General features: G+C 60.6%; 11 protein-coding genes and 2 pseudogenes. 6 read left to right on the forward strand and 7 right to left on the reverse strand.

The window, feature by feature from the left end; translation table 11 throughout:
• Positions 1–10: 10 nt before the first annotated feature.
• Together DYZ14_RS21830 and DYZ14_RS21835 are read right to left on the reverse strand one after the other, a co-directional pair.
• Complete coding sequence (locus DYZ14_RS21830) at positions 11–1,051, reverse strand: type II glyceraldehyde-3-phosphate dehydrogenase (RefSeq protein ID WP_080843337.1); 1,041 nt, start codon at positions 1,049–1,051, stop codon at positions 11–13.
• 77 nt (positions 1,052–1,128) lie between these two features.
• Positions 1,129–1,788 carry a methyltransferase family protein gene (locus DYZ14_RS21835; RefSeq protein WP_080843338.1) on the reverse strand — a complete coding sequence of 220 codons (660 nt, stop codon included), beginning with the start codon at positions 1,786–1,788 and terminating at the stop codon, positions 1,129–1,131.
• A 335-nt stretch (positions 1,789–2,123) separates the two neighbouring features.
• On the opposite strand from DYZ14_RS21835, the gene DYZ14_RS21840 reads away from it, so the two are divergent.
• The 3 genes and pseudogenes from DYZ14_RS21840 to cueR all read left to right on the forward strand — a co-directional run bounded on the left by DYZ14_RS21840 (position 2,124) and on the right by cueR (position 4,862).
• Positions 2,124–2,837: an IS6 family transposase gene (locus tag DYZ14_RS21840; protein ID WP_037095196.1), complete on the forward strand. Its 714-nt coding sequence runs from the start codon at positions 2,124–2,126 to the stop codon at positions 2,835–2,837.
• A gap of 54 nt (positions 2,838–2,891) precedes the next feature.
• Positions 2,892–4,403, forward strand: a pseudogene (locus DYZ14_RS21845) (copper-translocating P-type ATPase); the annotation flags it as partial.
• A gap of 15 nt (positions 4,404–4,418) precedes the next feature.
• The gene (gene cueR, locus DYZ14_RS21850) at positions 4,419–4,862 is read left to right on the forward strand and encodes a Cu(I)-responsive transcriptional regulator (RefSeq protein WP_012653056.1); all 444 of its coding nucleotides are present in this window, start codon (positions 4,419–4,421) and stop codon (positions 4,860–4,862) included.
• Between the two features lie 11 nt (positions 4,863–4,873).
• On the opposite strand, the gene DYZ14_RS21855 is transcribed toward cueR, so the two are convergent.
• Positions 4,874–5,446, reverse strand: coding sequence for a c-type cytochrome (locus DYZ14_RS21855; protein WP_232365634.1), 573 nt, complete (start codon positions 5,444–5,446; stop codon positions 4,874–4,876).
• Positions 5,447–6,116: 670 nt separating this feature from the next.
• Here DYZ14_RS21855 and DYZ14_RS21860 point away from each other — a divergent pair.
• The 3 genes and pseudogenes from DYZ14_RS21860 to DYZ14_RS21870 form a co-directional block, all read left to right on the forward strand.
• Complete coding sequence (locus DYZ14_RS21860; RefSeq protein WP_154722644.1) at positions 6,117–8,330, forward strand: copper-transporting P-type ATPase; 2,214 nt, start codon at positions 6,117–6,119, stop codon at positions 8,328–8,330.
• Positions 8,327–8,539 (forward strand): DUF2933 domain-containing protein, encoded by a 213-nt coding sequence (locus DYZ14_RS21865; protein WP_154722645.1) that lies wholly within the window; start codon positions 8,327–8,329, stop codon positions 8,537–8,539. Before DYZ14_RS21860 ends, DYZ14_RS21865 begins: the two co-directional genes overlap by 4 nt.
• Before the next feature lie 115 nt (positions 8,540–8,654).
• Positions 8,655–9,185, forward strand: a pseudogene (locus DYZ14_RS21870) (aldehyde dehydrogenase family protein); the annotation flags it as partial.
• 169 nt (positions 9,186–9,354) lie between these two features.
• Here the strand turns inward: DYZ14_RS21870 and DYZ14_RS21875 are convergent.
• The 4 genes from DYZ14_RS21875 to DYZ14_RS21890 form a co-directional block, all read right to left on the reverse strand.
• Complete coding sequence (locus DYZ14_RS21875) at positions 9,355–10,407, reverse strand: type II glyceraldehyde-3-phosphate dehydrogenase (protein ID WP_154722646.1); 1,053 nt, start codon at positions 10,405–10,407, stop codon at positions 9,355–9,357.
• Between the two features lie 56 nt (positions 10,408–10,463).
• The gene (locus tag DYZ14_RS21880; protein ID WP_332308691.1) at positions 10,464–11,630 is read right to left on the reverse strand and encodes an acetate/propionate family kinase; all 1,167 of its coding nucleotides are present in this window, start codon (positions 11,628–11,630) and stop codon (positions 10,464–10,466) included.
• A 31-nt stretch (positions 11,631–11,661) separates the two neighbouring features.
• The gene (locus DYZ14_RS21885; protein WP_154722648.1) at positions 11,662–14,052 is read right to left on the reverse strand and encodes a phosphoketolase family protein; all 2,391 of its coding nucleotides are present in this window, start codon (positions 14,050–14,052) and stop codon (positions 11,662–11,664) included.
• A 171-nt stretch (positions 14,053–14,223) separates the two neighbouring features.
• Positions 14,224–15,267 (reverse strand): hypothetical protein (locus DYZ14_RS21890; RefSeq protein ID WP_210209314.1); only part of this gene is annotated, 1,044 nt, incomplete at its 5' end.

The following is a 15,267-nucleotide window of genomic DNA, read 5'->3' on the forward strand; positions in this document are numbered from 1 at the left end:
CGCTTGCGGGTTAATAGAACCGTTGCCTGACGCCGAGGGCGGTGTTGGTCCGTGCAATGGAAAACTCGGCATTCTGTGTCAGGCCAGACAATGCGCGAATGGCGTCGATCGTATCAGGAATAACGATCGCTTGATTGTCCACCATGTAGGCGTAGAAGAGCTCATCCCGCTCGGTGCGCAGCATGTCCTCCCATAGCGCGACTTCATATAGGTTGCCGAACGGCCTATGGAGGTCAGCCATCAGTTCCTTGATCGTGTTGATAGCGGTGAGGCCGTCGGCCGTTCGTACCAGAGCTATCCGGGACGACGCGCGGAATGCGTCAAGGACTTCCTCCTTCTCCGCATTTCGCGTGAGCTGCACCGACCAGTAGTGCAGATGTGCAATTGTCTCCGGCACCTTCACGGCCATGGTCACGACATCCAGATCCGGGTCGACTTTCTGGGCATCTGGACCCTGATGGCTAGGTATCTCGGGCTCGGGAACGAGCGTATTCATTATGCCGCCAAGGTGGCTTTCCCAAGGGTCCGTTGCCCGTCTCAGCAAGGTGCCGCGAGCGCGCTTCAGCAGACCTGCCTGCTTCAGAGCGGTCAGCGTTCGGACGATAGACGTGGTGTTGCACGACACGACGCGGGTCGCATCACGTCCGACCGCACTGGCGAAGGAGCTTTCGGCGACAAAGGAATGGCCTGTGACCGAATGCTTTTCGCCGCCATGGACAATGAACTTGATGCGGCGAGATTTGTAACGCTCGACGTTTGCTGCGGCGACGTGCTTCGGAGTGCAATCGACAACGATGTCGGCTTTGTCAAGGAGATGATCGAGCGTGCCAGAAACCTCAAACCCCGCGTCCTTCAGGCTGAGAACAGCTTCTTCCGAGGCACCGTACAGGGTGACGTCCTTTTGGCTGAGGGTTCGCAAACGCCAGTCGCCGACGACATCGCACACACCTGCGAGCTCCATGTCCTCTTGTCGAAGCACCGCGTCCACGACACGTTTGCCAATAACGCCGAAACCGTTCACCGCGACGCGAACAGAAGTTCTATGTGTCATTTTGCTCTACCTTTTTCGTGATCTAGCGCCGTCGCGTCCTTCAGCAATGGCGGAAGGTGGATAGGTCAGGCCGGCAATTAGGGGCGTGCTTTATCGGCCGGCGGGCCAAGAAAGCGAGGGATGAAGCCGGGGACATCCCGCATGTACCGCTCATATTCGCCGCCATGCTCCGCAATTGCCTGCCGCTCCTCAAAACGAGCGAGGCGCCAGTACATGACGACCAGGAAAGGAAACATTCCCAGGGTCAGCAGTGTGGGCCATTGCAGGAGAAAGCCGAACAGGACGAGCACGAAGCCGGCGTACTGCGGATGACGAATCCAAGCATATGGCCCGCTCGTGGCAAGTATCCGAGTGCGCTGAGCTTCATACAGCACCTTCCAGGCGGCCGAGATGAGAACGAATCCCCCGCCGATGAAGACAAAGCTCGCTATGTGGAACGGTCCGAAATGTGGATTGGAGCGCCAGCCAAAAAGTTCTTCCAGAAGATGCCCGGCATCGTGCGAGAACCAATCGATGCCGGGATAGCGCGACTGCAGCCAGCCCGAGACGAGAAATATCGTCAAGGGAAACCCGTACATCTCGGCGAATAGCGCGACGATGAAGGCGCTAAAGGCCCCGAACGATCGCCAATCGCGGGTTGTCGAGGGTTTGAAGAATGAAAATGCGAAGAAAATGAAGACCGCTGAGTTGAGAATTACCAATGACCAAAGGCCGTATGCAGGAACCTCGCTATCCATGGTGCAGTCTCCGGGGGTGATGCGTATAGATGTGGCGTCCAGGCGATTTGCTGTTGATCCCAGCATGCGCTGCCGAGCACCGTGAATCTTTGATGTGGATTAAGTTCTGGCTCGGCCCCAAAGCTCCCGTCCGTGATCTCGTATGCGTGGGCACGCGCTGCTGGTGGTCAAGAGTTCGAGACAGAAGTTGCACGCCCTTCGGAACCGACCAGCGTTTCGAGAGTTCAGTACCCATACCATGTAGGGGTATTGGCATGTGCGACAAAGACAGGAGCAGTATTCTGGGTGGCGTCGCCTTAACCGCCTGTTTTAGCCGACTTGATATTCGGATTGTCATGACCGAATTCCCTGCCGCCCACTTCAGACGCCACCGCTTTCCTGCCGAGATCATCACCCATGCGGTCTGGCTGTATTTCCGATTTCCGCTCAGTTTACGCGACGTCGAAGATCTGTTGGCCGAGCGCGGCATCAACGTCTCATTCCAGACCGTCTCGGAATGGGCGGCGAAATTTGGCTTGAAGTTCGCCAATCAGCTCCGACGCCGCTCACGAGGCCAGTTTGCCGACAAGTGGCAGCTCGATGAGATGGTGGTGACGATCAAGGGAAAGAAATACTGGCTGTGGCGCGCCGTCGATGCCAACGGCTACGTTCTCGACGCCCTCTTGCAAAGCCGAAGGAACAAGGCAGCAGCCTTGCGTCTGATGCGCAAACTGCTCAAGGGTCAAGGTATCGCCCCGCGCGTGATGCTGACCGACAAGCTGCGTTCCTATTCGGCTGCGAAGGCGGATTTGATGCCGAAGGTCGAACATCGCTCGCACAAGGGATTGAACAACCAGGCTGAAAATTCCCATCTTGCTGTGCGACGACGAGAGCGGCGCATGATGCGCTTCAAGTCCGCGCGGCAATGTCAGCGTTTCGTCTCCACTCACGGCCAGATCGCCAATCTCTTCCTTCTTCACCGCAAAGACTTGACCGCCGCAGACCATCGCCAGCTTCGCACTCACGCCATCTCGACCTGGCGGGAAATCGCTTTGTCGATTGATGCGTGAAGTTCAGGTAGAAGAGACTACCGCATCCCAAACTCGGTTAAGGCGACGCCACCCTTCGTCGAGATAGAAATCGGAGACGTGGCACTCGGCGACATCGTGCGCATCCGTCCCGGCGAGAAAGTCCCGGTCGACGGCCGCCTCGTCGATGGCGGTTCTTACGTGGACGAGTCCATGATCACGGGCGAACCCGTTGCGGTAAAGAAATCCGCTGGCGACGATGTCGTTGGCGGCACGATCAACAAAACGGGGTCCTTCACGTTCGAGGCGACGAAGATCGGTGCGGACACGCTTCTTGCCCAGATCGTCAAGATGGTCGAGGCGGCGCAGGGCTCGAAGCTGCCGATCCAGGCGCTTGTCGATCGGGTCACGGGATGGTTCGTTCCTGCTGTCATTGCAGCCGCTGCCCTCACTTTCCTGGCTTGGCTGCTGTTTGGCCCCTCGCCGGCGCTCACCTTTGCTCTGATCAACGCCGTCGCCGTACTGATCATCGCCTGCCCTTGCGCTATGGGCCTTGCCACCCCGACGTCCATCATGGTCGGCACTGGGCGCGCAGCCGAACTCGGTATCCTCTTTCGCAAGGGCGAAGCGCTCCAGACACTGCGCGATGTCGATGTCGTCGCATTGGACAAGACCGGCACATTGACGAAGGGCAAACCGGAATTGACAGACTTCGTGGTCAGCGACGGCTTCGACCGCGCCGAAACGCTGCGGCTAGTGGCAGGCCTGGAGACGCAGTCCGAACACCCGATCGCCGAAGCCATCGTCGCAGCGGCGAAGGCCGACGGCCTTTCACTTTCCGACGTCTCTGATTTCGAGGCTGCCCCCGGCTACGGGGTGAGCGGCCGGATCGACGGCCGGACAGTGCTGGTCGGTGCCGACCGATCCATGACGAAAAGCGGCATCGACGTCTCGGCGTTCTCGGCGCAGGCGGCCGCCTTGGGCGATGCGGGCAAGTCACCGCTCTATGCCGCTATCGACGGCAGACTGGCCGCGATTATCGCAGTGGCCGACCCCATAAAGGACACGACGCCGCAAGCCATCAAGACCCTTCATGCGCTCGGTCTCAAGGTCGCGATGATCACGGGGGACAACAGGCGCACCGCCCAGGCCATCGCCCGCCAGCTCGACATCGACGAAGTCGTCGCCGAAGTCCTGCCGGACGGCAAGGTCGAAGCGGTCCGCAAGCTGCGGAGCGGCGGGCGCAAGGTGGCTTTCATCGGCGACGGCATCAACGATGCGCCGGCCCTTTCGGAAGCCGACATTGGCCTCGCGGTCGGGACCGGAACCGACATCGCTATAGAAAGTGCCGACGTCGTTCTGATGTCGGGTGATCTGAATGGCGTGCCGCGTGCGATTGCCATCAGCAAGGCGACAATCCGCAACATCCGGCAGAACCTGTTCTGGGCCTTCGCCTACAACGTCAGCCTCGTGCCTGTTGCGGCCGGCGTCCTCTACCCGGTTAACGGCACGCTGCTGTCGCCGATCCTCGCCGCAGGCGCGATGGGCCTGTCCAGCGTGTTCGTGCTGGCCAACGCGCTGCGCCTGCGACGCTTCAAAACCGTTTGATGGAAGGAAACCACGATGAACATCGGTGAAGCATCCAAGGCTTCGGGCGTCTCGACCAAGATGATCCGCTATTACGAACAGATCAAGTTGATCACGCCCGCACACCGTACGGAGTCCAGCTACCGCACATACGGCGACAGCGATGTCCATACGCTGCAGTTCATTCGCCGTGCTCGTGACCTCGGGTTTTCGGTCGAACAGATGAAGACGCTGCTGGCCCTGTGGCGGGACCGTTCGCGGGCAAGCTCCGACGTCAAGGCGATCGCGCTTGAACACATCGCGGAACTCGAGCGCAAGGCTGCGGCGATTGCCGCTATGACGAAGACGTTGAAGCATCTCGCCAGCCATTGCCACGGCGATGATCGGCCGGACTGCCCGATCATCGAAGGTTTCGCCGACACCCTGGAGAACATCGGGCCTGGTATGCCATCCAAGTTTGGCCTCGCCAACGTTGTCTAAAATGAATTTGATCAGTCCGTCTTGACCCGAAACGTCGCGTGGCACGACGTGCAAGTCTGAAGCATCATGTGAAAAGCGTGTTCTGCGGGCATCGACGCTGCATCCCTCTCTGCGTCTACCTTTCTTGCGAGCGGTCCGCCTCCCATGGCATCTCCCGTTTGCATCCGCGTTTCTGGTCCAAGTGTGTCGGGATTTCGGTCAGCTGCGACAGACAGCGCGGACGCGTAGGTGCCAAGCTCTTTTGCCAGCTTGTCGAACTGTTGGCGGTCGGTTTCAATGCTTGGGCTGGCTTTTGAGCCAGGCGTGGCACCGGAACCGTGGAACAGCGCCGACAGGCTAAGTCCCGAGTGAGCCAGAATGGTCTCGGCGGCCGCTTTGAAAGCTCTCGCGTCATAGGGCGACAAGTCCTTGAACATGGCGTCGATGGACTTGGCGGCGTTTGCCATCGCCTTCATACCGTCCTGTCTTTGGACAACCTTGCCGGGCGCGGCGTTTTGAGCGGTAGCCAAGGAGATCACCGTGCCGAAAATGGCTAGCGGAAGCACAAAAGTTGCCAGTTTCGTCACGCTCGCCTTCAATGCCATGCTACACTCCATTTTCTCGGAGGGTGTTCCTCCAGCTTTTGACTATCTCTTCAGACTCAAGCCCAACCTTTTGGGCATGAAAATGTCCTTGGGCTTCATCAGAATCAACGCAACACTTGCAACAGCACGGTAATATGCTTGGGTACGACGATAGGGACCGAACGCGATCATGATCGCCGTAAGCCAAACCATCCGACGATACGCGAGAAAATTGCTGGCCGCTTTGGTCGCAATTATGGTCCTCGTCGCGCCGATGGCCGAGGCTGCTCCCGAAATATGCGATAACGACTTACCTCAAGCGGTACATGTTGGAATATCCATGGGTGATGTAGCTGGGCAAAATGATCGCCACCATGTAGAGCAGAAGAACTGCTGCAAAAGCCTATGCAGCCTGTGCAACGTCATTCTGCCGCCTTCGAACCCTGGTGTTTTTCATGTAGGTACTGGCCCTCAGAGATCCCTCCATCCTCAGCAGTTAATCACAGGTCTCAGCTACCGACCTGTTCTCGGCCCTCCCTGATCCATTCTCTGAACACTTCCGCTCAACGGCGGTATGATCCTTCGGTTGCCTGCCATAGCTGCACGGCGACCATTCCGGTGGCGATTGTCGAGGCCGCCGTGCTGCGTTTCCTTTCGAAGTCCTGGAGACGAACCAACAGGGAGCTATCTAATGGACGAGCAAAAAAGCCATGAAAGTCACCACAATCATCATCAAGGGCACGGTGCTCAGGCCACGCTCGTGGCCCAAAAGAGTTCAGTGACGGATCAGACGGAGGGCGTAATTTACACATGCCCTATGCATCCGCAGGTAAAGCAAATTGGCCCCGGGAACTGCCCTATCTGTGGGATGACTCTTGAACCGGAAGCAGTCACAACGGATACCGGGCCAAGCGCCGAATATCTCGACATGAAACGCCGTTTCTGGATCGGGCTCGTTCTGTCCGTGCCCGTCCTCATGCTGGAGATGGGTGGACACCTCACCAATCTTCACATGGTGCTTGGTGCCCAGACCTCGAATTGGATTCAGCTTGTTCTGGCTACACCTGTCGTCCTATGGGCAGGCTTTCCATTCTTCGAGCGAGCATGGAAGTCCCTCGTCACTATGCGCCTGAACATGTTCACATTGATAGCAATGGGGACCGGGGTCGCGTGGACTTACAGCGTTGTTGCAACCCTTGCACCTGGTCTGTTTCCCGCCACTTTCCGCTCCGCAGACGGTTCAGTCGCCATCTATTTCGAAGCTGCAGCCGTCATCACGGTGCTGGTGTTGCTGGGACAGGTTCTGGAGTTGCAAGCCCGTGAACAGACCGGTGGAGCCATCCGCGCACTTCTTGACCTTGCCCCCAAGACGGCACGCCGCGTCCGCGACGGTGTCGACGAGGACATCGACCTGGAAATGGTTGTCGTCGGGGATCGGCTTCGGGTTCGCCCCGGTGAAAAGGTCCCGGTCGATGGCAGCCTTATCGAAGGACGCAGTTCGGTTGATGAATCGATGATCACCGGTGAATCGATGCCCGTCACCAAAGAGGTCGGTGCAAAGCTGATAGGCGGGACGATGAACCAGACCGGTGGCTTCGTCATGGAGGCAGGAAAAGTCGGCCGCGATACCATGCTGGCGCAGATCGTCCGCATGGTTGCGGACGCCCAGCGCTCGCGAGCGCCCATCCAGCGCCTGGCCGACGAAGTTTCCGGTTGGTTTGTCCCCGTGGTGATCGGGATTGCCATCGTCGCATTCGCCGCATGGATGATATGGGGTCCAGAACCGCGCTTTGCTCACGGCCTTGTAGCCGCAGTCGCGGTGCTTATCATCGCATGCCCCTGCGCATTGGGCCTTGCGACCCCAATGTCGATCATGGTTGGCGTCGGCCGGGGTGCGGGCCTTGGTGTCCTGATCAAGAATGCCGAAGCCCTGGAGCGTTTCGAGAAAGTCGACACCCTGGTCGTTGACAAGACCGGAACCCTGACCGAGGGCAAACCAAAGGTGACCTCGATGGCCGCGATAAACGGGTTGACGGAAATCGAACTGCTGCGCCTGGCGGCAACACTGGAACGGGCGAGCGAGCATCCTCTGGCAACTGCCATTGTCAACGCAGCGACGGAACGGCAGCTGGTTTTCGGCGTCGCGGAAGATTTCGACAGTCCGGTCGGCAAAGGGGTCACGGGCAGTGTCGATGGACGAAAGCTCATTATAGGCAGCCACCGCATCATGGAGGAAGCTCATATCGATGTCTCCTCTCTCACCAGCCAGGCGGAGACGCTGAGGGGAGAAGGCGCAACCGTCATCTTCGTCGCGGTAGACGGCGACGTGGCGGGCCTTTTGGCGATTGCCGACCCGATCAAGACGACGACACCGGACGCCGTCCAAGCGTTGCTCAAGGCAGGGGTCCGCGTCGTCATGCTGACGGGCGACAACAAGACGACGGCCGACGCGGTCGCCCGCAGGCTCGGTATCACCGAGGTCGAGGCCGAAATCCTGCCGGAAGATAAAAGCAAGATCGTCAAGCGTTTGCGGGAAGAAGGCCGGGTGGTCGCAATGGCCGGGGATGGCGTGAACGACGCCCCTGCCCTGGCTGCGGCGGATGTCGGAATTGCCATGGGGACAGGCACGGATGTCGCGATCGAGAGTGCAGGCGTAACACTGCTGAAGGGCGACCTTCAGGGGATCGTGCGGGCTCGAGAACTCAGCCACGCGACAATGAGCAATATCCGCCAGAACCTGTTCTTCGCCTTCATATACAATGCGGCTGGAGTACCCATAGCCGCCGGGGTGCTCTACCCCTCGTTCGGACTTTTGCTGTCCCCGATCATAGCGGCCGCCGCTATGGCGCTTTCGTCGGTAAGCGTGATTGGCAATGCCCTGAGATTGAGGAGCGTGCGGATATGAAATGGGATCGAAAATGGATGCTGCTTGCGGCGTCGCTCGGGGTTATCTTCGCCTTTTTCCTTCTGCGCGAGCACTGGGCGCATCCATTGGGTCTTGCGCCCTACATTCTCCTGTTCGCTTGCCCTCTCCTGCACCTGTTCCATGGCCACGGTGGTCATGGCCATGGTGGTCACGGCGAGGACCTCGTGGGCAAGGATGAAACACGTTGATCCACGCACAGGCTGATGTTGAGGTAACCACGTCGGCTGAACGACAGTTTGAATGATTGTTGGGGGAGAAAACGGATGAAAGTGCTCTCCCCCATTTCTTTCAAGCCGCCATTATAAATTCGTGGAGAGGGTACGCCGTCTTGCGGTCGGTGACGGCTTCGATACAGGCGTCGCCGTCGGACCGCTGATCGACGGGTATGCCTTGGACAAGATCGAATCCCACATCGCCGACGCGGTGGCGAAAGGCGGCACAGTTCGATGCGGCGGCGGTCGCATCGGCAAGGAAGGCACGTTTTTCCAGCCGACGGTTCTCACGGATGTCTCCCGCGAGATGACGGTGGCGCAAGAGGAGACATTCGGGCCTTTGGCCCCGATCATCCGCTTCGAGGATGCGGACGGAATCGTGCATGAGGCAAACGACACGATCTACGGGCTTGCCGCCTATTTCTTTGCGTCGAACCTGAAGCGCGTGTGGCGTGTGGCGGAGGCCTTGGAATATGGAATGGTCGGTATCAACACAGGCCGCATGTCCTCGGAAGCTGCGCCTTTCGGCGGCGTGAAGCAGTCCGGCATCGGACGGGAGGGATCCCGCCACGGGATCGAGGAGTATCTCGAAATGAAGTATCTGTGTATGGGCGGCATCTGAAACGCACTCTGGCGGGATAACAACCAGCAATTCCCCGTAAGATATCTCCTAACGTAGTGCGGAAGGAAGCAAAAGAGCGCAATCGGCGCTTCCGGACCATGACGCGTCTAGGCGGATTGCCGGATTCCTTTATGTCTATCCGCCTCTCTACAAGAGACAGTCGAAGCGCTCATTGCGAAGTTGGCTGACGCGAGAGCCTCCCTATCCCGAGGGCGGCGTTGGTACGCGCCATCGATGCCCGGCTGTCGGGCTCCGTTCCTGCCAAGGCTCGGATTGCGTCGATGGTCTCGGGGATGACGATCGCCTGGTTGTCCACCATGTAGGCGTAGTAGAGTTCATTCCCGTCTACCTTCAGCATGTCCTCCCAGATCGCGACCTCGTACAGGTCTCCGTGCGGCCGGCCGATATCGAGCATCCATTCCTTGACGGCGTTCAACGCCGCCAGGCCTCGGTCGATGCGCACCATCGCGATGCGGGAAGATGCCCGGAACGCGTCCAGCACCTCCTCCTTGACGGCGGCCCTGGTCAGTTCGACGTTCCAGTAATGAAGGTGAGACAGCGTCTGCGGCACTTTTACCGCCATCGTCACGACGTCCAGTTCCGGGTCCACCGTCTGCGCGTCCGGCCCCTGGTGGCTCGGAATCTCGGCTTCAGGCACCAGCGTGTTCATGATGCCGCCAAGATGGCTCTCCCACGGGTCTGTTGCGCGCCTCAGCAACGTTCCTCGCGCCTTGTGCAGCAACCCCACCCTCTTCAAGGCGGAAAGCGTCCGGACGATGGAGGTCGTGTTGCACGAGACGACACGTGTCGCTTCCCGTCCGAGGGCGCTTTCATAGGAGCATTCGGCAACGAAGGAGTGTCCGGTCGCGTCGTGCTTCTCGCCTCCCTGGAGAATGAACTTCCTCGCCATCTTCCTGTAGGTTTCGATATTCGCCGCGGCCACCTTCTTCGGGGTGCAGTCCACCACGACGTCGGCATTGGCCAGAAGCTCGTCCAGGTTCCCCGCGACCTCGACGCCACTCGCCGTCATTTCGGCCGAAGCATCAGGCCGCCCAGCGTATATCCGGAAGCCCTTCCCGCCCGCGACCTGCATGCGCCAGTCCGCGGTTATGTCGGCCACGCCCGCGAGTTCCATGTCGTCCTGCAGGATGACGGCTTCCGCGACCCGCTTGCCGATCACGCCGTAGCCATTCACTGCCACCCTCGTCTTTCCGGTAGTCATTTTCTTTCTCCATCGATCTGGCTGGTCGTCAGCAGGTTTACGGTCACGGCACCCCTTCATCGCGTCTCGAGCAGATGAAGGACCTCGCGCGCGACCGCCACTTCTTCATCGGTGGGGATCACAAGGACCCGTACTTTCGAAGTCGCCGCGCTGACCAAAATTCCGTCCTGCAGGTTGAGGTCCGGGTCTATCTGCACCCCGAGCCAGCCGGCCGCCTTGCCGATCATGTCCCGGATGGCTGGCGAATTCTCTCCGATGCCTGCCGTGAAGACCAGCATGTCCAGTCCGCCCAAAGCTGCGGCGAGAGAGCCGATCTCGCGTCCGGCGCGGTAGACGAAAAGATCGATCGCCGCCCGCGCCTCGGGGCTGTCGGATTCGAGCAGCCGCTGCATGTCGCCCGTGATCCCGGAGATGCCCAGAAGGCCTGACTGATGGTAGAGTAGCCTGGCAACTTCCTCCGCCCGCATGCCTCGTTCCTGCAGGAGGTACAGGACCACGCCCGGGTCGAGCGCACCGCATCGCGTGCTCATCACCAGGCCGTCGAGGGGCGAGAAGCCCATCGTCGTGGCCACGCTCTTTCCATCGAGCATCGCGCAGAGGCTGGCGCCGCTTCCGAGGTGGGCGACGATCACCCTGCCTCCCGCAGGAGGGCCGTACGACTTCCGGAGTTCGGAGGAGATGTAAGCAAAAGACACCCCGTGGAAGCCGTAGGACTGAATGCCCGTTTCAGACAGCCCGCGGGGAAGAGCGTAGGCTTTGGCGACAGCAGGCCGCGCTGCATGGAACGCGGTATCGAAGCACCCGACCTGCGCCGCGCCGGGGAACAGCCTCTTTGCCCGGTCTGCGATTTCCAGGTTCTGCGGCTGGTGGATCGGAGCCAGCGGAACCAGCCGACGCAGCTCCTCGACAACGTCATCGTCGAGGAATGCAGGAGACCTGAACGTCCGCCCTCCGTGGACGATCCGATGGCCTACTGCTTCCAGCCGGGAGACACCGACCATGGAGCGGATTTCGTCGGCGACGATCTCCACAGCCGTTCCGATGTTCAGCGGTCCGGCGGAAAGGTCGCGTTGCCGTGCAGGCTCCCCGGCCCTGGAAACCCGGAGGCGGGGATTGGAATGGATGGATGCAACGCTGCCTTTCAGGACGAGGGGCAGGCTCGCTCGCCTTTCGTAGAGGGCGAACTTCAGGCTGGACGAGCCAGCGTTCAGGGCGAGGATCACTGGCGCCAATCCTAAAACCTCCCGTGGGCCTCTAGTCGCCCGTCCATTGCCAGTCGCGGACCTCAGGCATGTCCTGGCCGTGGGCCCTGATGTAGTCGTGATGCTGGAGGAGCCTCTCCTGCATCATCTGCCTCAGGCTCTCGCCGCTCGCACGGGCGGCGGGCGTCCTCTCCACCACGCTCTGTACCAAGTGATAGCGGTCCAGCCCGTTAAGCACCGTCATGTCGAAGGGCGTGGTCGTCGTGCCTTCCTCGTTGAAGCCCCGGACGTGGAAGTTGGCGTGGTTGGTCCTGCGATACGTCAGCCTGTGTATCGTCCAGGGATAGCCATGATAGGCGAAGATCACGGGCTTGTCCGTCGTGAACAGCGCATCGAACTCGCGGTCGGTGAGGCCGTGGGGGTGAACCTCGCGCGGCTGCAAGGTCATCAGGTCGACCACGTTGACGACCCGTACGTTTAGGTCGGGCATGTGCTCCCTCAGGATCTGGACGGCGGCGAGCGCCTCCACCGTGGGCACATCCCCGGCGCAAGCCATCACCACGTCGGGGTCACCGGAGCCCTTGCCCGAAGCCCAGTCCCAGATGCCGATGCCAGCATCGCAATGGGCCCTTGCCTGGTCGAGGGACAACCACTGCCACGAAGGCGCCTTGCCCGCCACGATGATGTTGATGCGGTCCCAGGTCCTCAGCACATGGTCGGTGACGCAGAGCAGCGTATTCGCATCCGGAGGGAGGTAGACGCGCACGATGTCCGCCTTCTTGTTCAGGGCGACGTCGACGAACCCCGGATCCTGGTGGCTGAAGCCGTTGTGGTCCTGCTGCCAGACATGGCTCGTCAGCAGGTAGTTGAGGGAGGAGATTGGCCGCCGCCAAGGGATGTCCCGGCTCGCGTCCAGCCATTTTGCATGCTGGTTGAACATGGAGTCGACGATGTGGATGAAGGCCTCGTAGCAGGAAAACAGCCCGTGGCGCCCGGTCAGCAGGTAGCCCTCCAGCCATCCCTGGCAAGTATGCTCGGAAAGGATTTCCAGTACCCGGCCTTCGGGGCCAAGATCGGTATCTTCCGGTAGGATCTGTTCCATCCAGGCGCGCCCCGTCACCTTGAAGACGTCCTGGAGCCTATTGGAGGCTGTCTCGTCGGGGCCGACGATGCGGAAGTTGCGCTGGGCTTCATTCGCCCTCATCACTTCGCGCAGGAAGCCCCCCATCGCCCTCGTGGCCTCTGCCTTCCCCTCGCCGGGCCGGCTGACCTCGACGGCATGCGGAGCCAGTCCTGGCATGTCCAGAGTCTTGCGGAGCGTCCCACCGTTCGCATGGGGATTGGCGCTCATGCGCCGGGTCCCCGCTGGCGTGGCGGAGAGGACCTCCGGGGCCGGGCTGCCGTCCTCTCCGAACAGCTCCTCGGGGCGATAGCTCCGAAGCCAATCCTCAAGCATCCTGAGGTGCTCCGCGTTCTCGGCGAGGCCCGAAAGCGGCACTTGATGGGAACGCCAGAAACCCTCGGTCTTGAGGCCGTCGACCTCCTTCGGCCCGGTCCAGCCCTTAGGGCTCCGCAGCACGATCATCGGCCAGCGGGGGCGTTCTTTCCTTCCATTTCCTGCACGGGCATCTTCCTGGATCTCGCGGATGTTCCTGAAAGCCTCGTCCAGCACCGAAGCCATCCGCTCGTGCATTTCGGACGGATCGTCCCCTTCCACGAAGAGCGGTTCGTGGCCGTAGCCCACCAGGAGCGAGCGCAGTTCCTCCGGCGGGATACGGGCCAGCACGGTCGGACTGGCGATCTTGTACCCGTTGAGGTGAAGGATAGGGAGAACGGCGCCGTCATGCGCGGGGTTCAGGAACTTGTTCGAGTGCCAGGCGGCCGCGAGCGGCCCCGTCTCGGCTTCGCCGTCTCCGATCACGCAGGCGACGACCAGGTCCGGATTGTCGAAGGCAGCCCCATAGGCATGGGAAAGCGCATAGCCAAGCTCCCCGCCTTCGTTGATGGAACCCGGCACTTCTGGCGCGGCGTGACTTGGAATTCCGCCCGGGAACGAGAATTGGCGGAACAGCTTCTGCAGGCCTGCCTCGTCCAGAGAGACATCAGGGTTGAGTTCGCTGTAGGTGCCTTCGAGATAGGTGTTGGCGACCATTGCGGGGCCGCCGTGACCCGGCCCGCAGACGTAGATCACGTTCGCGTCCCGGAGCCTGATCACCCTGTTGAGGTGGGCGTAAATGAAATTCAGTCCCGGCGATGTCCCCCAGTGCCCGAGGAGCCGCGGCTTCACGTGCTCCAGCTTGAGCGGCTCGCGCAGGAGCGGGTTGTCGAGCAGGTAGATCTGCCCGACGGTGAGATAGTTCGAGGCACGCCAGTAGGCGTCCATGCCATGAAGCTCTTCTTGGGAGAGCGCCGTTGCGGCGGGAACCTTTGGCTGGGGGGGCATGCCAGTACTCCTTCTCAATAATTGTCTCGGTATCTGATCGTTCAGCTTGAGTTACGAACACGATAGGGTTCCGCCTGGCCGGGGTCCTCAATTGCACGGTGAACATTGCTGCAGCATTACAGCTAGCTGAGGTTCTGGCACCATCATCGGCGCGGCGCCCGAGATCGACTGTCAAGGACAATCCCTCCCGTGGACGCAACCGGTGAGATCCGCCGTTGCGGTCGTGAACACGGGGGCGAAGCCGCCGCCTGGCGTTCGTGCGTTCGTTGTCTGCCCTTGGTACAGACGTGCGGTGACGAACTGCACTTGGCCCGCGTAGACGTAGTTGCGGACGTCGAACTTCAAGGCCCGCGCCGGACCAGGTTCGCCGACCAGCCGCTCGCCGGGAGACACAAGTTCCTGTGCGACGTAGTCCCCGGCAAGGATCTCGCTCCAGACGCGCCTCGTCAGCTTGTCGCCGCGGTAGGCTGCCCTGCTTCCAAATCCGGAGGCGGGCTTGAAGAACAATTTTCGGCGCCGCGCCCAGAGAGACTCTGCATTGTCCGCGTCGACGAGTTCGGTTTTCGGAACACCTGTCGCCAGCGTACCTGAAATCTCGTCGGGCACCCCGAGTGCGAGCAGCCCGGGGCGATCGCTGAGCACCGCCAGATTTCGTTTGTTGGCATACAAGGCATGCGCGAAGGGGTGCGGCGTCAGCACCACCGCACGTTCGAGATAGGCTTCGCGAAGAACTTGATGAGCTGGCTCTTGCAGCGTGAAATCGGTGAGCCGATTGTACACAAGATCTATAAGACCCTGATCATGCCAGAGGCTGCCGTCGCGCAACTGCAATGCCGAGGGATCCGCTATGACTGCATCGATCCCGTGATGCTCGAAGAGGCGCTTGAACAACAGAAACTCAGGGTAGAGATACTGCTCCTCCGGACGCTCGTCGACGATGGCAATGCGATGCAAAGGCTGTTGCCCACGTTCGAGACGCCATTCGGCGAGGAACATGTCGAAGAAGGCCTCTTCCAGGGCATCGAGCGTGTCCGCCCCCGGCACCATGGACTTGACTGCCTCACAGCATGCCCGTTGGGCGCGCGCCAGCGAAAGGTTGAGGAGGGCGCCGCCTGCATTGGTATTGATCTCGATGAGCTTGGGCTCGTCGGATGCCAGGTGGAAGTCGAAGCTCATGAACACGCCCAGCGCCCGGGGTTCGAACCGAGCTATGTC

This window comes from Ciceribacter sp. T2.26MG-112.2 (genome assembly GCF_900492205.1).
GTDB classification, from domain to species: domain Bacteria; phylum Pseudomonadota; class Alphaproteobacteria; order Rhizobiales; family Rhizobiaceae; genus Allorhizobium; species Allorhizobium naphthalenivorans_A.